This is a genomic window from Streptomyces sp. NPDC048192 (assembly GCF_043202415.1).
Classification (GTDB): Bacteria; Actinomycetota; Actinomycetes; order Streptomycetales; family Streptomycetaceae; genus Streptomyces.
Map to the genome: position 1 here is coordinate 262,946 of NZ_JBIDAL010000008.1, position 19,140 is coordinate 282,085.

At 72.6% G+C, this 19,140-nt stretch carries 20 protein-coding genes; 12 read left to right on the forward strand and 8 right to left on the reverse strand.

Annotated elements, in window-relative coordinates:
* The first annotated feature begins 90 nt into the window (after positions 1-90).
* On the forward strand, positions 91-546 hold the full coding sequence (locus ACGFZN_RS19170; RefSeq protein WP_393859646.1) for a DUF6299 family protein: 456 nt from the start codon (positions 91-93) through the stop codon (positions 544-546).
* 81 nt (positions 547-627) lie between these two features.
* Here the strand turns inward: ACGFZN_RS19170 and ACGFZN_RS19175 are convergent, their stop codons facing one another.
* The 3 genes from ACGFZN_RS19175 to ACGFZN_RS19185 form a co-directional block, all read right to left on the reverse strand.
* The gene (locus ACGFZN_RS19175) at positions 628-828 is read right to left on the reverse strand and encodes an acyl-CoA carboxylase epsilon subunit (protein WP_393859647.1); all 201 of its coding nucleotides are present in this window, start codon (positions 826-828) and stop codon (positions 628-630) included.
* A gap of 35 nt (positions 829-863) precedes the next feature.
* Positions 864-2,408 (reverse strand): acyl-CoA carboxylase subunit beta, encoded by a 1,545-nt coding sequence (locus ACGFZN_RS19180; protein WP_393859648.1) that lies wholly within the window; start codon positions 2,406-2,408, stop codon positions 864-866.
* Positions 2,409-2,520: 112 nt separating this feature from the next.
* Positions 2,521-3,306 carry a BTAD domain-containing putative transcriptional regulator gene (locus ACGFZN_RS19185; RefSeq protein ID WP_393859649.1) on the reverse strand — a complete coding sequence of 262 codons (786 nt, stop codon included), beginning with the start codon at positions 3,304-3,306 and terminating at the stop codon, positions 2,521-2,523.
* Between the two features lie 513 nt (positions 3,307-3,819).
* On the opposite strand from ACGFZN_RS19185, the gene ACGFZN_RS19190 reads away from it, so the two are divergent.
* The 11 genes from ACGFZN_RS19190 (at position 3,820) to ACGFZN_RS19240 (ending at position 14,233) form a co-directional block, all read left to right on the forward strand.
* Positions 3,820-4,827: a DUF2156 domain-containing protein gene (locus ACGFZN_RS19190; protein WP_393859650.1), complete on the forward strand. Its 1,008-nt coding sequence runs from the start codon at positions 3,820-3,822 to the stop codon at positions 4,825-4,827.
* A gap of 31 nt (positions 4,828-4,858) precedes the next feature.
* Complete coding sequence (locus ACGFZN_RS19195) at positions 4,859-5,008, forward strand: hypothetical protein (protein ID WP_330337294.1); 150 nt, start codon at positions 4,859-4,861, stop codon at positions 5,006-5,008.
* Between the two features lie 244 nt (positions 5,009-5,252).
* Positions 5,253-6,353, forward strand: coding sequence for a fatty acid desaturase family protein (locus ACGFZN_RS19200; RefSeq protein WP_393859651.1), 1,101 nt, complete (start codon positions 5,253-5,255; stop codon positions 6,351-6,353).
* Positions 6,354-6,511: 158 nt separating this feature from the next.
* Positions 6,512-7,879 carry an MFS transporter gene (locus tag ACGFZN_RS19205; RefSeq protein WP_393859652.1) on the forward strand — a complete coding sequence of 456 codons (1,368 nt, stop codon included), beginning with the start codon at positions 6,512-6,514 and terminating at the stop codon, positions 7,877-7,879.
* 28 nt (positions 7,880-7,907) lie between these two features.
* On the forward strand, positions 7,908-8,237 hold the full coding sequence (gene fdxA / locus ACGFZN_RS19210; protein WP_393859653.1) for a ferredoxin: 330 nt from the start codon (positions 7,908-7,910) through the stop codon (positions 8,235-8,237).
* On the forward strand, positions 8,234-9,001 hold the full coding sequence (gene fabI, locus ACGFZN_RS19215; protein ID WP_393859654.1) for an enoyl-ACP reductase FabI: 768 nt from the start codon (positions 8,234-8,236) through the stop codon (positions 8,999-9,001). Before fdxA ends, fabI begins: the two co-directional genes overlap by 4 nt.
* Positions 9,002-9,196: 195 nt before the next feature.
* Positions 9,197-9,328, forward strand: coding sequence for a hypothetical protein (locus ACGFZN_RS19220; RefSeq protein ID WP_393859655.1), 132 nt, complete (start codon positions 9,197-9,199; stop codon positions 9,326-9,328).
* A gap of 131 nt (positions 9,329-9,459) precedes the next feature.
* Positions 9,460-10,869: a radical SAM protein gene (locus ACGFZN_RS19225; protein ID WP_393859656.1), complete on the forward strand. Its 1,410-nt coding sequence runs from the start codon at positions 9,460-9,462 to the stop codon at positions 10,867-10,869.
* Positions 10,870-10,879: 10 nt separating this feature from the next.
* Positions 10,880-12,196, forward strand: coding sequence for a YcaO-like family protein (locus ACGFZN_RS19230; protein ID WP_393859657.1), 1,317 nt, complete (start codon positions 10,880-10,882; stop codon positions 12,194-12,196).
* 10 nt (positions 12,197-12,206) lie between these two features.
* Positions 12,207-12,998 (forward strand): TfuA-like protein, encoded by a 792-nt coding sequence (locus ACGFZN_RS19235; protein WP_393859658.1) that lies wholly within the window; start codon positions 12,207-12,209, stop codon positions 12,996-12,998.
* Complete coding sequence (locus ACGFZN_RS19240; protein ID WP_393859659.1) at positions 12,995-14,233, forward strand: MFS transporter; 1,239 nt, start codon at positions 12,995-12,997, stop codon at positions 14,231-14,233. The genes ACGFZN_RS19235 and ACGFZN_RS19240 overlap by 4 nt, the downstream gene beginning before the upstream one ends.
* Here the strand turns inward: ACGFZN_RS19240 and ACGFZN_RS19245 are convergent.
* The 5 genes from ACGFZN_RS19245 to ACGFZN_RS19265 all read right to left on the reverse strand — a co-directional run bounded on the left by ACGFZN_RS19245 (position 14,170) and on the right by ACGFZN_RS19265 (position 19,125).
* Positions 14,170-14,778 (reverse strand): GNAT family N-acetyltransferase, encoded by a 609-nt coding sequence (locus tag ACGFZN_RS19245; protein WP_393859660.1) that lies wholly within the window; start codon positions 14,776-14,778, stop codon positions 14,170-14,172. The two genes, ACGFZN_RS19240 and ACGFZN_RS19245, sit on opposite strands and share 64 nt — an antisense overlap.
* A 52-nt stretch (positions 14,779-14,830) precedes the next feature.
* Positions 14,831-16,108 (reverse strand): serine--tRNA ligase, encoded by a 1,278-nt coding sequence (serS, locus tag ACGFZN_RS19250; protein ID WP_393859661.1) that lies wholly within the window; start codon positions 16,106-16,108, stop codon positions 14,831-14,833.
* On the reverse strand, positions 16,101-17,570 hold the full coding sequence (locus ACGFZN_RS19255; RefSeq protein WP_393859662.1) for an APC family permease: 1,470 nt from the start codon (positions 17,568-17,570) through the stop codon (positions 16,101-16,103). Before ACGFZN_RS19255 ends, serS begins: the two co-directional genes overlap by 8 nt.
* A gap of 104 nt (positions 17,571-17,674) precedes the next feature.
* Positions 17,675-18,895, reverse strand: coding sequence for a beta-ketoacyl-[acyl-carrier-protein] synthase family protein (locus tag ACGFZN_RS19260; RefSeq protein WP_393859663.1), 1,221 nt, complete (start codon positions 18,893-18,895; stop codon positions 17,675-17,677).
* A complete protein-coding gene (locus ACGFZN_RS19265; RefSeq protein ID WP_076095786.1) occupies positions 18,895-19,125 on the reverse strand; it encodes a phosphopantetheine-binding protein in 231 nt (76 codons plus the stop codon). Before ACGFZN_RS19265 ends, ACGFZN_RS19260 begins: the two co-directional genes overlap by 1 nt.
* Positions 19,126-19,140 lie beyond the last annotated feature (15 nt).

The window sequence follows — 19,140 nt, forward strand, 5'->3', positions numbered from 1 at the left end:
GCCACCGAAGGAGTGACGATCACGCCCGGCGGGACGGCCGACCGGTACGAGTGGAGGCGCCCAGACCCCCTCTGAACCGGGAGGCATCCCATGCCCGTACGTCCCGCCCTCGCCGCGGCCCTCGGCGCCGTAGCCCTGCTGTGCACCGCCGCCACACCGGCCACCGCCATCCCGGCCGCGGCCCGGCCGGGCGGCACCGACCCCGCGGAGAGCATCACCGTCGACCACACCGGACGGATCGCGTCCGACGGCACGATCACGCTCGCCGGCAGCTACCGCTGCACCGCCGGCACCGGGCCGGTCTTCGTCACGTCCTCGCTGAGCCAGAGCGACCCCCATGTCAGGAACGGCATCGGCGGCAGCGTCGCGCAGTGCGACGGCGCCGAGCACCGGTGGCAGAACTCCGGCACGGTCGACTCCGAGGTCTTCAAGGCCGGCCGCGCCCATGTGCAGGCCACGCTCATGGAGATGCGGCCCGTGGGCATCGTCCCGCTGCCCGCCTTCCACGCCGTCACCGACCAGGACGTCACCCTCGCCAAGAAGTGAGCCGGGGGTGAGCGGCGGTCCACGCCGGGCGGCCCGGACGCGGGCCGCTCCGGGCCGCTCCGCGCCCCCGTGGCACGCCGGTCAGGCGCGCTGCCAGCTGTGCGGCGCGTGGAAGGCGTGCGGGCGCCAGCACGTGGTGCCGGGGGAGGCCGGCGGGGTGTCCGGCGCGGCCAGGGCGCCGCGGCTCAGCAGCAGCACCGCGAGTGCGGCCAGCTCCTCCTCGGTGGCCTGGCCCTTCTCGACCCGGATCGGTGCGGTGGGGGACGTGCGGGACACGGGCATGGGAACCTCCGTCGGAGTGCGGGAACCGGGCGGGATCACTGCGGGGGGTTGCCGTGCTTGCGCGCCGGGCGCTCGGCGTGCTTGGTGCGCAGCATCGCCAGCGCGCCGATGAGGACGGCACGGGTGTCGGCCGGGTCGATCACGTCGTCGACCAGGCCGCGTTCGGCGGCGTAGTACGGGTGCATCAGCTCGGCCTTGTACTCCTTGACCAGCTCCGCCCGCCGGGCCTCCGGATCGTCGGCCTCGGCGATCTGCCGCCGGAAGATGACGTTCGCGGCGCCCTCCGCGCCCATCACCGCGATCTCGTTGGTCGGCCAGGCGTAGGTGAGGTCGGCGCCGATGGACTGCGAGTCCATGACGATGTACGCGCCGCCGTAGGCCTTGCGCAGGATCAGCGAGATACGGGGCACGGTGGCGTCGCAGTAGGCGTACAGCAGCTTGGCGCCGTGCCGGATGATGCCGCCGTGCTCCTGGCCGACGCCGGGCAGGAAGCCGGGCACGTCGAGCAGGGTGACGATGGGGATGCTGAACGCGTCGCACAACTGGACGAAACGCGCGGCCTTTTCGCTCGCCTCGATGTCCAGCACGCCGGCCAGGGTCTGCGGCTGGTTGGCGACGATCCCGACGACCTGGCCGTCCAGCCGGGCCAGCGCGCAGATGATGTTCCGCGCCCAGCGCTGGTGCACCTCCAGGTACTCGCCGTCGTCGACGATCTCCTCGATCACCCTGGCCATGTCGTACGGCCGGTTGCCGTCGACCGGCACCAGCTCCGCGAGCGACTCGCAGCGCCGGTCCGGCGGGTCGTCGCAGGGCACGGCGGGCGGGGTCTCGCGGTTGTTGCGGGGGAGGAGGGAGAGCAGGTACCGGACCTCCTCCAGGCAGGTCTCCTCGTCGTCGTACGCGAAGTGGCACACCCCGCTGGTCTCCGCGTGGACGTCGGCGCCGCCCAGCCCGTTCTGCGTGATCTCCTCGCCGGTCACCGCCTTGACCACGTCCGGGCCGGTGATGAACATCTGCGAGGTCTCGCGCACCATGAACACGAAGTCGGTGAGGGCGGGCGAGTACGCGGCGCCGCCCGCGCACGGGCCCAGCATCACGCTGATCTGCGGGATCACCCCGGACGCCGCCGTGTTGCGGCGGAAGATGCCGCCGTACCCGGCGAGCGCGGTCACGCCCTCCTGGATGCGGGCGCCGGCGCCGTCGTTGAGGGACACCAGCGGCGCGCCGGCCGCGAGGGCCATGTCCATGATCTTGTGGATCTTGGCGGCGTGGGCCTCGCCCAGCGCGCCGCCGAAGATACGGAAGTCGTGCGCGTAGACGAAAACCGTACGGCCCTCGACCGTGCCCCAGCCGGTGACGACGCCGTCGGTGTACGGCTTCCTCGCCTCCAGCCCGAACCCGGTCGCCCGGTGCCGGCGCAGCGGCTCGACCTCGTGGAACGAGCCCTCGTCGAGCAGCAGGCCGATCCGTTCGCGCACGGTGAGCTTGCCCTTGGCCCGCTGGGCTGCCGTCGCCTTCTCGCCGGGTCCGGCGAGCACGCGTTCGCGCAGTTGGGCCAGTTCCGCGACCTGGGACTTCATGTCTCCCTGCCTCTACGTGAGGAGTTCTCGAGGTGGCGTCACCGCAAGGAGCGTGACAACCGGGGCTGACCGTGCGCTGACGGGCCGCCGACGCGTGCGGCCACCGCCCGGCTCAGGCGGGCTGGAGGAGGCGGTCGCCGCTGAGGGCCGGGTCGTGGGAGAGGATCGCGCTCTCGATGCGGCGCAGCGCGGGGGAGGGCTGGATGCCGAGTTCGTCGTCGAGCCGGCGCCGCATCCGGTGGAAGACGTCGAGGGCGTCGGCCTGCCGTCCCGCGCCGTACAGCGCGATCATCAGCTGCTCGCAGAACCGCTCCCGCAACGGGTGGTTGGTGTGCGCCTCGGCCAGTTCGGCGAGCACCGCCGCGTGGTGGCCGAGCCGCAGCTCGGCGTCGAACAGCAGCTCCAGCGCCCGCATCCGGTACTCCTCGTAGCGGGCGCCCGCCAGCTGGCACAGGGTCCCGCCGGGAAACCCGCCGAAGACCGGCCCCCGCCACAGCGCCAGCGCGTCCCCGAGCAGCCGCGCGGTGCGCCCGGCGTCGGCCGGGGGCGCGGCCTCGGCCAGCCGCACCGCCCGCACGAACTCCGCGGCGTCGAGCTCCCCTTCGCCCAGCCCGAGCCGGTAGCCGGCCGGATGGATCGTCACCCGCGACACCGGCCGTTCCGGCTCCAGCGCCCGCAGCCGGCGGCGCAGCCGGCTGATGTGCGCCTGCAGCGCGTTGGCCTGGTTGTCGGGCGCGGCCTCGCCCCACATCTCCTCGGCCAGGCTCTCCCCGGAGACCGGCCGGCCCTCACTCACCAGCAGGGTCTGCACCAGGATCCGCTGCAGGTCGCCCGGCACGTCCGCCGGACCCGCGTCGGTGCGTATCTGCAGTGGCCCGAGAACGGAGAACCTCAGCATGTCTTTTCCCCCTGGACGAACTGGACGACCTTGACGACCTTGACGCCAATTCCTCGGCGCCGGTTTTTCCGGTGTTCTGCTGCGCTGGAAGGGCTGAGCCGCCGAACGCGCCACGCCCCGGCGGGCCTTTTCTCGAACGGCCCGCCGGGGCGGTTGCTCCGCCGGGACGGGGGGCGGCCGGCGGTTCCTGGGAATCCGGTGTCCGTCGCCTTCGGCGGAACACCGGCTGAGGGTTGTCTCTCTTCCGCGCGACGGAACGTGAATTCTCGTTCACCCGCGTACGGAAAACATGAACCGGCTTGTGGTGGAGGCTGCGGCGGAGCGGGCGGGCCCCTGGCTCCGGTGGCCCGTGCCGTTCACAGGCCTCACATTGGCAGTCGGCGCTGACGGAAAGCTGACACGCTTCTGACGCAGGCAAAGGAATTTCCATCTGCCCTTTTCCCGGGCAACCCGGCGGTGCTGTACTCCCTTCGGAACTCCCTTGCCGTGAAAGGCTCCCGAAAGGGGTACGGAATGACCGCCACCACCACCGAAAGCACCACCCACGACCGGATTCTCGACGCGATACGCCGGCACACCACGAGCGAGAACCCGAGTTCGTTCCTCGCGCTCAACAGCGGAAACAGCGTCTTCACCGTGCCGGGCGCGGACGGAGTCGTCGTCCACCGGCGCACCGGCCGCTGGGCCGTGCAGTTCGGCGGCCCCTTCGCCGCCGAGGAGGACTACGACACCCTGCTGGACGCCTTCCGCGCCCACGTGAGGGCCGAGGGCCTGAACCTGGTCGGCGTCCAGCTGCAGCGCGCGGACGCCGAGCGCTACGCCGGGCGCGGCTTCACCGTCAACCAGGTCGGCGCCTCCTGGGCCGTGAGCCTCGACGGGTTCACCCTGCGTGGCACCAAGTTCATGCAGCTGCGCAACAAGATCTCCCGCGCCCACCGCAACGGCCTGACCATCCACGAGGCCGACGCGGCCGACGTGGGCGAGGCCATCGCGGCCATCGACCGGGCCTGGCTCGGCTCCAAGGGCGGCGCCCAGCAGCTGGAGTTCCTCGTCGGCCAGATCGGCGGCGCCGCCCAGGCGCACCGCCGGCTGTTCGTCGGCACCATCGACGGCGCCCCGGTCGCGTACATCTCGTACTCGCCGGTGTACGGCAGCCGGGCCGGCTGGATGCACGACCTCAGCCGCCGCATCCCCGAGGGCTCCCCGGGCCTGATGGAGGCCATCAACGCGCACGCCATCGAGGTGTTCCGGGCCGAGGGCGTCGCGTGGCTGCACTTCGGGTTCACGCCGTTCACCGGGCTCGACTCCGCCCACGAACTCGACGGCCACAGCCCCGCGTTCCAGTGGCTGATGCACGCCCTGTGGGCCGAGGGCGCGGCGCTGTACCCGGCCCAGACCCAGCTGTCGTACAAGCAGAAGTGGGCGCCCGACGTGACCATCCCCGAGTACGTCGCCTTCGACGGCCCGCAGGCCTCGCTGCCCGGGTTCGCGCACATCTTCCGTGCCTGCAACGCCTTCTGACGCTCCACCACCTCGATCCGGGAGACACATCATGAGCCAGTCCACCGAGGAACTCCAGCACGCCATGGTCGAGCAGCTCATGGCCGTCATCGGCGCCCCCGACGACCAGCAGGTCGCCGACGCCGCCGACGCGGTCGTCCGCGCCCTCGACGAACGGCTGCGCACCGAGGCCGCCGCCTGAGCGCGCCCGGCTGGATCAGACCGGCATCAGTGCCACATCAGTGCCGCGCGGAACGCTGGACGTGCGTTCGCCCGGCGGTCCGGGTCCGGGAGCACCGCACTGTGCTCCCGTCGTCCGGGCCCGCCGGGCGGGCCGCAGCCCGCGACCGCACGCGGGAGCTGAAGTCGACTCGCGGCGCCCGCAGCTCCGCGGGGCAGCGGCGCCGCCGCCCGCCACCGGGCACTTCTCCCAAGGAGAGCAACGCATGCAGCGTCCGCACATCCAGACGGCCGGGGTCCCGGCCTCCGAGGCCGCCCCGCGCCCCGGCGCCTCGGCGACCTTCGCCGAACTGCTCAAACGGGTCAGGGCCGAAGGCCTGCTCGACCTCGACCCGCGCTACTACGTGGGCAAGCTCGCCCTCAACACCACCCTGCTGCTGATCGGCTTCGCCGCCTTCTTCGAACTGGGCGACACCTGGTGGCAGCTCGTCACGGCCCTGTGGATGGGCCTGTGCGGCGGCCAGTCGGCGTTCATGTGGCACGACGCCGGCCACAAGGCGATGTTCCGCAGCAAGAAGGCGGCCTCCGCGGTCGGCTACATCCACGCCAACCTGGTCAACGGGGTCAGCTACGGCTGGTGGGTCAACCACCACAACCGGCACCACAGCAACCCCAATCACCTCGACATGGACCCGGACATCGGCCGACGCACCGCCATCTTCGACATCAAGCAGTACCGCACCCGCAAGGGCACCCAGAAGCTCGTCGTGCGCTACCAGAGCGTGCTGTTCTTCGTGCTGCTGGTCCTCGAGGGCTTCAAGATGCTGAAGACCGCGGTCAAGTCCATCGTCACCGGCAAGACCAAGCGGCCCGTGCTGGAGACCTTCCTCATCCTGCTGCGCGCCGCCGTCTACCTCACCTGCGTCTTCACCGTCCTGTCCCCGGCGCTCGCGGTCGCGTTCATCGTCGTCCAGCACGCCTCCCTCGGCGTCTACTTCGGCATGATCTTCGCCCCGAACCACAAGGGCATGCAGGTGCGCGACGGCGAGGAGGAGACCCTGGACTGGCTGGAGCGCCAGGTCCTCACCTCCCGCAACATCCGGCCGGGCCGGCTGGTCGACTTCCTCTACGGCGGCCTCAACTACCAGGTGGAGCACCACCTGTTCCCGGCCATGCCGCAGAAGAACCTGCCGCGCGCCCGCGAACTGACCATGCAGTACTGCGCCGAACGCGGTGTGCCCTACCACGAGGTCGGCTTCTGGGCCTCGTACCGCGAGGTCGCCTCCTTCCTCCACGAGGTCAGCGCCCCGGTCCGCCGCGGTGACGTGGAGGAGCAGATCCGGCGCCGGGCCATGGAATCGGTCTGACCCCGGCTCGCCGGATCCCAGGGCGGCCCCACCGCCACCCGCTCCCCACATCCCCCACACCCCACACTCCGGCCCCCGGGCCGTACGCCCGGGCCCGCCGGTGGCCCGGGCGGCTCCTTGGCCGGGGGCGACGCGACAGTCCGTAAGGAGCCAGCCCCATGTCCCACACCACCGCGGCGCCGGGCGGCCGTACCGCCCCCGCCCCGATCGGCGCCCGCCTGGACCGGCTGCCGATCACCCCGCTGCACCGCAGACTCACCGCCGTCGTCGGCGTCGGCCTGTTCTTCGACACCTTCGAGAACAACCTGTCCGGCACCATCGGCAAGGTCCTGCAGAGCGACTTCGGCTTCGGCGCCGCCTCGCTCAAGCTCGTCCTGGCCTCCGCCTTCCTCGGCCAGTTCCTCGGGTCCCTGACGCTCGGCCGGATCGCCGACCGGTTCGGCCGGCGCCGGGCCTTCCAGCTCAACCTGGCCGTCTACTCGGCGGCCTCCCTGCTCGGCGCCCTCTCCCCGAACGCCGCCTGGCTGATCGCGACCCGCTTCGTCGCCGGCCTCGGCATCGGCGCCGAACAGGCCCTGGCCGACTGCTACCTGGCCGACGTGCTGCCCGCCGGCAAGCGCGGCCGGTTCATCGCCCGGGCCTACACCCTCGCCTTCTGCGGGGTCCCCGCGGTCGGCTTCGCCGCCCTGTGGCTGGTGCCGCACACCCCGCTCGGCGTGGCCGGCTGGCGCTGGCTGTTCGTCCTCGGCGCCCTCGGCTCGGCCGTGGTGTGGATCCTGCGCCGGGGCCTGATCGAGTCCCCGCGCTGGCTCGCCGCCCACGGCCGCGCCGCCGAGGCCGAACGGCTGGTGTCGCGCATGGAAGCGGAGGCGGCGGGCCGGGGCCTTCTTCCAACCCAGCCCGCACCCCGGGCCGAGGCTCCGGCGGACGGCAGCCACGTGCGCGACATCCTCAGGCCCGGCATGCTCCGCCGCACCCTCGTGCTGTGGCTGTTCTGCGTGCTCTCGGTCGTCGGCTACTACGGCTTCGGCACGCTCGCCCCGCAGATCGTCGCCGCCAAGGGCTACGGCGTCGTCGCCGGCCTCGGCTTCACCGCGCTGTCCTTCCTCGGCTACCCGGTGGGCTCCGCCCTCGCCCTGCCGGTCGTGGACCGCGTCGAGCGCCGCACCCTGATCGCCCTGTCGGCGACCGCGATGGTCGCGGCCGGACTCGGCTTCGCCTACGCGGGCTCCGCCGGGCTGATCGTGGTCTGCGGCTTCGCCTACACCCTCTTCAGCAACGTCTTCTCCAGCGTCTCCCATGTCTACCTGTCCGAGCAGTACCCCACAGCGATCCGGGCCACCGCCGCCGGCGCCGCCTACTCGCTGTCCAAACTCAGCGCCGGCGCGCTGCCGTTCGTCCTGCTGCCGGTGCTCGACGCCCACGGCCCCGGCGCCCTGTTCACCGTGATCGCCGCCGCCATGGCCGTCCTCGCGCTCACCGTGCTCACCCTGGGCGAGCGCACCACCGGCGCCCCGGTCGACTGAACCCGCCCATCAGATCAAGGAGTTGAAGATGGCCTACGTCATCGGACTGCCCTGCGTCGACGTCAAGGACCGCTCCTGCATCGACGAATGCCCCGTGGACTGCATCTACGAAGGCCGCCGCGCCCTGTACATCCATCCGGAGGAATGCGTGGACTGCGGCGCCTGCGAACCGGTGTGCCCGGTCGACGCCATCTACTTCGAGGACGACCTGCCCGAGGAGTGGGGCGGCGACCACGCGGCCTCCAACGCCGACTTCTTCGCGGGCCTCGGCTCGCCCGGTGGAGGCAGCGCCCTCGGCCCCCAGGACCACGACTCGGCGCTGGTCAGCGCGCTGCCCAAGGGGGTGCCGGCGGCATGAGCGGCATCCTCGCGGGCAAGCGGATCCTGGTCACCGGGGTGGTCACGGACGCCTCCATCGCCTTCCACGTGGCCCGGATCGCCCAGGAGGAGGGCGCCGAGGTGCTGCTCACCGGCTTCGGCCGGCTCTCCCTGATCGAGCGGTTCGCGGGCAAGCTGCCCAAGCCCGCCCCCGTCATCGAGCTGGACGTCACCGACCAGGACCACCTGGACACCCTCGCCGACCGGATCGGCGCCCGCACCGACTCCCTCGACGGCGTCGTGCACTCCATCGCCTACGGCCCCCAGGGCGCCTTCTCCTTCCTGGAGGGCACCTGGGCCGACGTGTCGACGGCCGTGCACGTCTCGGCGTACTCCCTGAAGTCCCTCACCACCGCCTGCCTGCCGCTGCTCAAGCGGCGCGGCGGTTCGGTCGTCGGCCTCACCTTCGACGCGAGCGTGGCCTGGCCGCACTACGACTGGATGGGGGTCGCCAAGGCCGCCCTGGAGTCCACCAGCCGCTACCTCGCCCGCGACCTCGGAGGGCACGGCATCCGGTGCAACCTCGTCGCGGCCGGCCCGCTGCGCTCCATGGCCGCCAAGTCCATCCCCGGCTTCGCGGAGCTGGCCGACGTGTGGACCACCGGCCGCGCCCCGGCCGGCTGGGACCTCACCGACCCCGAACCGGCCGCCCGCGGCGTGGTCGCCCTGCTGTCCGACTTCTTCCCGCGCACCACGGGCGAGATCGTCCACGTGGACGGCGGGGTGCACATGATGGGCGCCTGACGCACCGCGCACCGGGCGTTTGGCGCAGGTTTTGCCGACGTTTCGCATTTACATCGCACCATAAATGCCCCTGCCATTGATACGGGAATCAATCGGGCAAAAGTGGTGCGGCTTGAATTCGACGAGCGCGCTGGTTTATGTGAAGGGGGAACTCGGGTACCTTGCCCAACGGTCATACGAAGGAGGTGAGTTGCAATGCCGAACGCGCTGGCACCGGAGGAGACCGTCGAGCAGGACATCGAACTGGTCGACCTCGGCGACCTGGTGGACGAGCTGTACTCGGAGGCCCAGGTCGAGCGTCCGGGTGTCATCTGTGAAACGGCCTGACGGCCGGCACGGATGACCTCAGATCCCTGAATGCCGGGTTCCGGCGGCGGGGCTCCACCGCCGGAACCCGGAATCCCGCACCTGGTGTTGCAACAGGAATCCATGTCGGCGAGGAAAGGCGACCGGGCGGAATGACGTCAGACAAAGCAGTGGTTCTCCCGAGCGGCGACGGGCTGCGCGGCACGCTCTACGACCCGGACCGCATGACTTTCGCCAGCCTGCCCCCGGACGTCGCCGCCCGCGCGCGGCGGTTCGCCTCCGCCGGACACGGCGGAGCCGAGCTGAGCGAGGAGGAGCGGCGGGAGTGGCAGGGGCTGACCCGGCTGGTCTCCGACGGCGCCCTCCCGGTGCCGGCGGACAACCACAGCACCCGGATCAGCCAGCTGGTGATCGGCAACACCTACCACTGCAACATGGGGTGCACCTACTGTTACAACGAGCTGGACTCCAAGGAGAAAAAGGGCTCCGAGGTCCCGCAGGGGATGTCCTGGGAGACCGCCCGCGCCAGTATCGAGCAGGTGCTGGACCAGGCCGATCCAGGCAAACCGGTGCGGATCTTCTTCATCGGCGGGGAGCCGCTGCTGGAGCGCGAGATCCTCGAGCGAAGCGTCGCCCACGCCGAGGAGTACGCGGCCGCGCGGAACCTGAGCGTGCGCTTCAACGTCTACACCAACGGCACCCTGCTCACCCCGCGTACCCTCGACTGGTGCGAGGCGCACGCCGTCTCGCTGATCGTCAGCCTGGACGGCCCGCCGGCCCTGAACGCCGACCGGGTCCTGCTCTCCGGGCGCCCGACCAGCCGCATCGTGCTGCGCAACATACGGCGCATGATGGAGACCCAGTCCTCCCCGATGCGGCGGGTCCGCGCGGTGAGCCGGCAGGGCACCCCGCTGCTCCCGCTGCACAAATACCTCGTGGCGCTCGGCTTCAACGAAGTCCATGTGCAGCCCCTGTACGACAACAACGGGATTTCGGCCACCAGTGAGTCCGAGACGATCGAACTGCTGGAATGGTGGACCGATAACCTGGAAAGGGGCATCGTCTTCGACATCATGCCCTTCGCCGCGTTCTTCCAGAAAATTCTGTACCAAGGGCGAGCCGTCAGTTCCTGGTATCCGTGCCAGGCCGCCCGGAACGCCGTGACGGTGGGGCCCGACGGCCGTATGTATTCCTGCCATCACGCCATCGAGGAGCCCGCCTTCGAGATCGGGCACATCAGCCGCGGGCTGCCCCTCGTCGAGGTCCGCAGCCGGCATTTCCGGCGGGTCGACGAACGTGAACCGTGCCGGAGCTGCTGGGCGAAACACGTCTGCGGCGGAGAGTGCTATCACCGCTCGCTTTCGGCCGGGGCCGGCGAGTTCGGCACCCTGCCGGCCGCCTGCCGTGAACGCAAGGCGCTGATCGGCTTCACCCTCGACGCCTTCGCCCGGGTGGCCAAGCGCAACCCCGAGGCCCTGCGGCGGCTGGCGCTCGGCCGGCTGACCGTGCCCGAGCCGCAGGACGCGGCCTACCGGGCGGCCGATCTGCGGGACTTCGTCTGAGGCGGACCGGATGACCACCGAGGCCGACCGCATGACCACGCCCACGACGACCGGGCATCCCCTGGACCATCTGGCGCCCGCCGCCGAGGCCGTCCTGACCGACACCGCGCCCCACTGCGACAAGGACCTGTACGCGCGCACCGGACGGCACCGGCCGCTGACCGACACCATCGACCGGGCCTGGGCCCTGCGCGCCACCGCGGGCGTGTCCCGGGTCGCCGACATCACCGGCCTGGACCGGCTGGGGATCCCCGTCTTCAACACCTACCGGACCACCGCCGAGGCCGGGAACCTCACCGTGACCTGCGGCAAGGGCCGCACCCGTGAGGCGGCGCTGGCGTCCGCGCTGATGGAGGCGTACGAGCGCTACTGCGGGGAGCAGCAGGGCAGGTACGGACCGGTCCTGACGGTGCAGCAGGCCCGCGAGCGCTTCCCGCAGGTGCTCGACCCCCGTGACCTGGTGCTGGACACCCGCACCCGCTGGGAGCCCGGTTCCCCGCTGGAGTGGGTGCCCACCCGGGACCTGCTCAGCGGCGCCGTGGTGCATGTCCCGGCCGACGCGGTGTTCTCCCCGTACGCGGCCCGCGGCGCCCGGCTGTTCGCCGGCCACTCCGACGGCCTGGCCTCCGGCAACTGCCTCACCGAAGCCACGCTGCACGCCCTGTACGAACTGATCGAGCGCGACAGCCGCTCCTTCGGCGAGGTGCTCCGGCTGGGGCGGCAGGTCCGCGTGGATTCGCTGCCCGCCGAACTCGGCCGGCTCGTCGCCGTCTTCGAGAGGGCCGGGATCTCGGTGTCCCTCTTCGCGTTCCGCTCCTCCCTGGAGGTCACCAGCTTCTTCGCCCTCGGCGACGACCGCCTCGCCGACAACGCCATGCTGGTGAACGCGGGGGCGGGCTGCCACCTCGACCCGGCGGTCGCCGTCTCCCGGGCCCTGACCGAACTCGCCCAGTCACGGCTGAGCGTGATCTCGGGCGCTCGCGAGGACTTCAGCAGTCGCTACCGTGCCCAGCGCACCGAGACCTACGGGGCCGCCCACGAACGGGCGGTCCGCTGGGCGCGGGGCTGGCAGCAGGCCGACTTCGGTGACGTCCCGGGCGGTTCGTCCGGGGACGCGGAGAGCGACCTGAGGACGGTGTGCCGGCGGATCGCCGACGCGGGTCTGCGCCGGATCCTGGTGGCCGACCTGACCCTGCCCGCCGCCGCCCCGGACCGCGTCGCCCGGCCCCGCGTGGTCAAAGTGATCGTCCCCGGGCTGGAGTTCGCGGCCAACGAACCCTCGCGCATCGGCAGCCGCTTCTATCGGCAGGCCCGGAAGGCACGCTGACATGTCCGTCATGACGACCGTAGCCGCGCCGCTGAGCCAGGCGCTGAACGACCTCGACCGCAGCGATCTGGTGGTGTTCGCCGGCCCCAGCCTGGTCGGCTCGCCCCTGATGGAACAGGCCGCGCACCTGCTGCTGCCGCCCGTCCGCGACGGCGACCTCATCGGCGCCTGCGCGGACCGTCCGCCCACGGCCATGCTGGTCGTGGACGGCTATTTCGGCGCCGGACAGGCGGTGACGCTGACGGAGGTGCGGCAGGTGCTCGACCGGGGCGTCCGCCTCTACGGCTGCAGCAGCATGGGCGCCCTGCGGGCGGTGGAGGCGCGGCCCTGGGGAATGATCGGCCTGGGCCGGGTCTTCACCGACTACCTGACGGGGGTCCGCACCGCCGACGAGAACGTGGTGCTGCTGCACGACGACGGCTACCGCGGCCTGACGGCTCCCACGGTCAACGTCGACCGCCTGTGCGCGTTGCTGGAGGCGGAAGGGGTCGAGGCCGCGCGCTGCCGCGCGTTCGGCCGCCGCGCCGCCGAGATGTACTTCGGCGACCGCAGCTACGCGGCCCTGCGCAGGCTCGCCGCGGACTGCTTCGACGCCGGCAGCGGCGCCGCCTCCGGCGCGCTGCAGCGCGTGCTCGACCACCTGGAGCCGGACCGGCGGCCCCGGTGGGACGTCAAACGACAGGACGCGGAGGCCGCCCTCGAAGCGGTCGCGACCGGGCGCGCGCCCACCCGCCCCGGCGCGGAACCGGTACCCGTGCCCGACGTCCCCGACCTGCTCCTCGGGAAGGGACCGACGGATTGATCCGCACCTACGGGGCCTCGTTCGAGAAGCTGTACGCCGCCGCCGTAGGCACCCGTCTGGGCGACGCCGCCAGGACCTCCGCCGTCGCCGTCATCGGAGCCGGACTCACCGGCGACCCGGCCGTCCTGTCCCTGATCTCCGCGATGTCCTTCGCGCCCTGGCTGATCTTCGGGCTGCCCGCGGGCGCGCTGGTCGACCGCTGGGACAAACGCCGGGCCTTCCTCACCGCGGACACCGTCCGCTGTCTGCTGTCGGTGCTGCTGCTCGCCGTGGCCGGTCTCGGTCAGCTGTCCGTCGGCGTCCTGATCTTGTTCGTCTTCGCGCTGACCACCCTGCAGACGGTCTCCGACAGCTGCTTCAACAGCTTGCTCCCCGCCACGGTCGACAACGGCCGGCTGGGACCCGCGAACGCCCGCCTCAGCGCCTCCCAGTCCACCGCGGGCATCGTCGGCGCGCCCCTGGGCAGCTGGCTGGCGTCCGTCTCCTCCACTCTGCCGTTCCTGCTGAACGTTCTCACCTTCGGCGCGGCCGCCGGCTGGGTCGGCTCGCTCCCGGCCTCCGCGGCCCCCCGCTCCGCTCCCGCGCGCCGCGGCTCCTGGCCGCGCTCGCTGGCCCGGGACATCCGCCGGGGTCTCGGCAGCCTCGACCGGAAGGGGCTGCTGCCCGTCCTGCTGGGCTGCGTCACGGTGAACAACTTCTGCAACGGCCTGAACAGCGCGGTGCTGCCGCTGCTCGCCCTGCACGAACTGCACCTGAGACCGGCCGAGTTCGGAGTGCTGACCGGGACGAATGCCGGCTGCATGGTGCTCGGCAACCTGCTCGCCGGGCGGCTCGCCGTCAAGCGGGTCCCGCATCAGCGTGCCGCGGCCCTGGCGATCGCCCTGAAGGCGCCGGGCTTCCTCCTGGTGTGCGCCGCCGGCTCACCGGTCGTCCTGGTGCTCGGCATGGCGGTGCTGGGCCTGGCCGCCGGACTGTGGAACGTTCCCTCGTCCACCCTGCTGATGGGCTCCGCCCCCCAGGAGACGATCGGACGCGTGATGGCCCTCTTCCGGACCGTGTCCGTGGCCGGCATGCCGCTCGGGGCGGTCACCGGCGGCCTGGTGGCCTCCGCCACCGGACTCCGCGGCAGTTCGCTGACCGCCGCCGTACTGAGCGGCGCGGTCCTGGCCGGCTATCTGTGGCGGACGCGGAACCTTCCTGTGCCGGCCGGGTCCTCGGCGGCCGGAGCGGACTGAGCCGACAGCAGGACGCCCTCCCCGGCGTCGAAGCCCACGCCCTGGATGGACGCGGCCCGGCGCACCTCCCGGAATCCGAGGGTCCGGTGCAGATCGAGCGAGACCGGGTTGCCCGCCGAGACGAAACACCACACCGTGCTGCTGCGCTCCCACGCCCAGGCCATCCGCCACCGGGTCAGGGCCGCGCCGACCCCCCGCCGCCGCCACCGCGGGGCGACGGTGACGCCGGTCAGGTAGTACCCCTCGGGCGCGCCGTCCCCCGGATGCCGGGGCAGGAAGGAGACGTTGCCGTATCCGGCGATCTCCTCTCCCACCCGCGCCAGGACGACCGCGCTGCGCTCCCCCGAGACGGCCCGCCCGATCCGCTCGGCCCACCGGGCGACCGGGCCCCCGCGCACCCCCGCCTGGAGCGCGGCCAGGGCGGGACAGTCCTCGGCCTCCGCCCGCGCGAGAGTGACCCGGACCCGCTCCGGACGGGCGTCCGGGAAGGGGACGTAGGCCGCGAAGAAGGAACCCGGACCCACGGATCCGCCGCTTTCCGCCATGGACGGCCCACACCCCTTCCGTCGAAGCCCTCTACGGCACGTTACGCCACCCTCACTCGGTTCCGCCGCCCGGCAGGATCCGCCGGAACCCGGTGTACGGCACCAGCGCCTCGGGCAGCACCACGGACCCGTCGTCCCGGACGCCCTGCTCCAGCAGCGCGGCCACGGTACGGCCGATGGGCAGCGCCGAGCCGTTCAGGGTGGCCGCCGGGCTCTTGCGGCCGTCGGCGCGCCTGACGCGGATGTCGGCGCGGCGGGCCTGGAAGGTGCCGCAGTCGGAGACCGAGGAGATCTCCCGGTAGGAGCCGCCGCCCGGCAGCCACACCTCGATGTCGTACGTCATCCGCGCCGAGAACCCCATGTCGCCCGCGGGCAGCAGCACGGTCCGGAAGGACAGTTCGAGGCGGCGCAGGCACTCCTCGGCGTGCCCCACCATCAGCTCCAGCTGCTCCTGCGCCTGCTCCGGCGCGCAGATCCGCACCAGCTCCACCTTCTCGAACTGGTGCAGCCGGAGCACCCCGCGGGTGTCCCGGCCGTACGCCCCCGCCTCCGCGCGGAAGCACGGGGTGCGGGCGGTGAAGGCGTACGGCAGCGAGCGCGCGTCCAGCAGCTCGCCGGCGACCAGGTTGGTCAGCGGCACCTCGGCGGTCGGGATCAGGAACAGCTCCCGGTCGCCGACCTGGGTGCGGAACAAGTCCTCCTCGAACTTGGGCAGTTGGCCGGTGCCGGTCATGGTGTCCCGGCTGACCAGGAACGGCACGGACTGCTCGGTGTAGCCGTGCTCGCGGGTGTGCAGGTCGAGGAGGAAGTCGCCGAGGGCCCGCTCCAGCCGGGCGCCGGCGCCCCGGGCCACGCTGAACCGGGCCCCGGAGAGTTTCGCCGCGGCGGGGGAGTCCAGGATCCCGAGCGCCTCGCCGATCTCGGCGTGGTGCCGCGCCCCGGCGGCCGTACGCGGCTCGGGACCGCCGCGCCGTATCTCCACCGCTTCCTTCTCGGAGTCGCCGTCCGGCACCGCGTCCAGCGGGAGGTTCGGGATGGACAGCAGCATGCCGGACAGCTCTCCGGCCGCGGTCCGCGCGGTGGCCTCCGCCGCCTGGACCTCGGACCGCAGCGCACGCGCGGCCTCCTTCTCCGCCTGGGTGGGCGGACCCGAACGGCGGGCCTTCGCGGTGCGGTTCAGCTCGGTGCGCAGCCGGGTGACCTCCGCCTGGGCGGCGGTACGCGCCCGCAGGGCGGTGGCCAGCGCGTCCAGGTCCAGCTCGTGGCGGCGGCGGGCCAGGCGCCGTACGGCGTCGGGGCCCGCCTCGATCAGCTCGTGCGGATCATGCATGGCGGTCTCCTGTCAGGGCGGGGGAGGGTGCCGGGGCGGAAGCGGTGAGGTGCCGGGCGCCGAGCCCGCGGTAGCGCGCCGGGTGCGCCGTGCGCAGCCGGGCGGCGTACACCAGCCCGCCGAGCGCGACCAGCGGCAGCAGCCAGGGCAGGGCGGCGATCACCTTCGAGGGGGAGCCGGTGAGCATGTCGAAGTTGCCGACGACCAGCCACACGGAGGCGGCCAGCCCGGCGAAGCCGAGCAGCGGGGCGAGGGTCTCCCGCCACCAGTGCCCGCCGCCCCCGCGCAGCCGCAGCCCCAGCACGGACAGCGCGGCCAGCGCCTGCAGCGCGACGATGCCGAGGGTGCCGAGGCCGAGCATGCTCGTGGTCAGATCGGCGTACGGGTCCAGGCCGGCCACCGCGAAACCCGCCACGACCAGCGTCGTCAGCGCGCTCTGGGCGAGGCTCGCCCGGTGCGGGGAGCCGTGCCGCGGGTGCTCGGCGGCCAGCGCGCCCGGCAGCAGCCCGTCCTCGGCGAGGACCTGGGCGTACCGGTTGGCGGCGCTGTGCAGGGCCAGCGTCGCCGCGAACAGGCTGGTGCACAGCAGGACCTGGAGGCCCGTGCTGCCGGCCGTGCCGAGGAAGTCGTCGCCGAGCACGAAGAACAGGTCGCCCATCTGCTTGCCCGCGACCTCCCGCACCCGGCCGCTGCCGACCGCGCCCACTGCCAGCCAGCTGGTCAGCGCGTAGAAGCCGGCGATCAGCACCACGGCCGCGTACGTCGCCCGGGGCACGCTGCGCCGCGGGTCCCGGGCCTCCTTGCCGTACAGCGCGGCCGACTCGAAGCCGATGAAGGAGACGAACGCGAACATCAAGGAGACGCCGGCGCCTGGGCCCGCGGCCGTGTGCGGCGAGAACGACACGGCGGGCAGGGCGTGCGCCCCGTGCCGGACGAGGATCGCCACGTCGAGCGCCGCCAGCACGCCGATCTCGCCGAGCATCAGCAGGGCGAGCACGCGCGCGCTCAGCGCGATCTCCCGGTATCCGAGCACGGCCGTCAGCACGAGCCCGACGGCCGCGCACCACTCCCAGGACACCGTCAGCCCGTGCGCGGCGAGCACGAGCTGCGTGAAGTAGCCGAGCGCGCCCGCGAGCCCGATGGTGGCGCAGTTGTAGGAGAGCAGGGCGACATACCCGGCCGCGACGGCGGGCGGCCTGCCGAGCCCGTCGGCGACGGACGCGTAGAAGCCGCCGGAGCCGCCGGTCCGCCGGGCGCTCACCGCGTACCCGACCGAGAAGCACAGCAGGGTCACTCCGGCGAAGAGGAAGGCCGCCGGCACACCCGCGCCGTCACCGAAGGCGAACGCGAGCGGAACCGTGCCGACCATCGCGGACAGCGGGGCGGCGGCGGCGACGATGAGGAAGAGGATGTGCCCGGTACCGAGCCGGCCGGGCGGGGCGGGGGAACCACTGGTGGACATGGGGACTCCAGAGCAGGACGGGGACGTACAGGGAGCAGCCGCCCGCGGAGGCTTCTCGGCGGACGGCTGCTGGGGCGCCCCACAGGGACGCGGGGCGGTGACGCTTACGCGGGTGCGATCGCCAGCGCCGTGTTCTGCCCCCCGAAACCGAGCGAGTTGCTCAGCGCCAGATCGATCGGCATCTCGGTCAGGGTCTGCGCCAGCTTCACCTCGATCCGCGGGTCCGGCAGGACCAGGTTGGCGACCGGCGGGACCATTTCGTGCTCCACACTCAGCACGGCGAACGCGGCCTCCACCGCTCCCGCCGCGCCCAGCAGATGCCCGGTGACTCCCTTCGTGGACGTGACCAGCGGATCCCCGCGCAGGGTCCGCTGGATCATGCGGGCCTCGGACAGGTCGTTGAGCGGTGTCGACGTGCCGTGGGCGTTCACGTGCTGCACGTCGTCGGGGTCGGCGCCCGCGTCGGCGAGCGCCGCCCGCACCGCCGCCTCGATGCCCGCGCCGTCCGGATGCGGGGACGTCATGTGATGGGCGTCGGCCGTCGCGCCGTAGCCGACGATCCGGCCGTGCACATGGGCGCCGCGCGCCCGCGCGTCCGCCACCCGTTCCATCACGAGGATGCCGGCGCCCTCCCCGGCGACGAACCCGTCCCGGTCGGCGTCGAACGGCCGGGACGCGGACGCCGGGTCGTCGTGCCGCCTGGACAGCGCGCCCATCTGGGCGAACCCGGCCATGACCAGCGGGGTGATCATGGCCTCGCTGCCGCCCGCGAGGACGATGTCGCAGCGGCCGAGCGCCAGCAGGTCCCGGGCCGTGCCGATGGCGGTCGCGCCCGAGGCGCAGGCGGTGGCCACCACCAGGTTGGGCCCGGTCGCCCCGAACTCGATGGCCGTCTGGCCGGCCAGCATGTTCGGCAGCTGCATGGGCAGCAGCAGCGGCGACACCCGGTCGGCGCCCTGCTCGCGCAGCACGTGGTGCTGCTCCTCGACCGTGCCCGGACCGCCGTCGGCGCAGCCCAGCACCACGCCCACCCGCGCGCCGTCCCAGGTCTGCGGGTCCAGGCCCGCGTCGGCCACCGCCTCGTGCGCGGCGACCAGCGCGAACTGCACGAACCGGTCGAGCCGGTGGGCGCGCCGTGCGCTCAGCAGGGTCTCGGGGTCGAAGCCGGGCACCCGGCAGGAGATCTGTACGGGGTTGTCCGCCAGTACCGGATCGAGGGCGGCGGCCGGCCTGCCGTCGCAGACCGCCGTCCAGCTCGGCCCGACCCCGATGCCTCCCGGGGTGACCAGGCCGAGCCCGGTGACGGCTATGTCCATGCCGGCCATCAGACCGTCGCGCTCCGCTCCTCCATGAGCCGGACCATGTCGGCCACGGTCTCGGCCTCCAGGAGGTCGTCGTCGCTGATGTCCAGGTCCAGCTCGGACTTCAGCAGCAGCGACAGCTCCACCACGGCCAGCGAGTCCAGCTCGATGTCCTCCCGGGTGGCCTCCGGGGTGATGGCCTCGGGCGACACCTTGAGCTTGTTGGACAGGATTTCCTTGAGCTGCTCCAGCATGACGGTTCCTTTCGA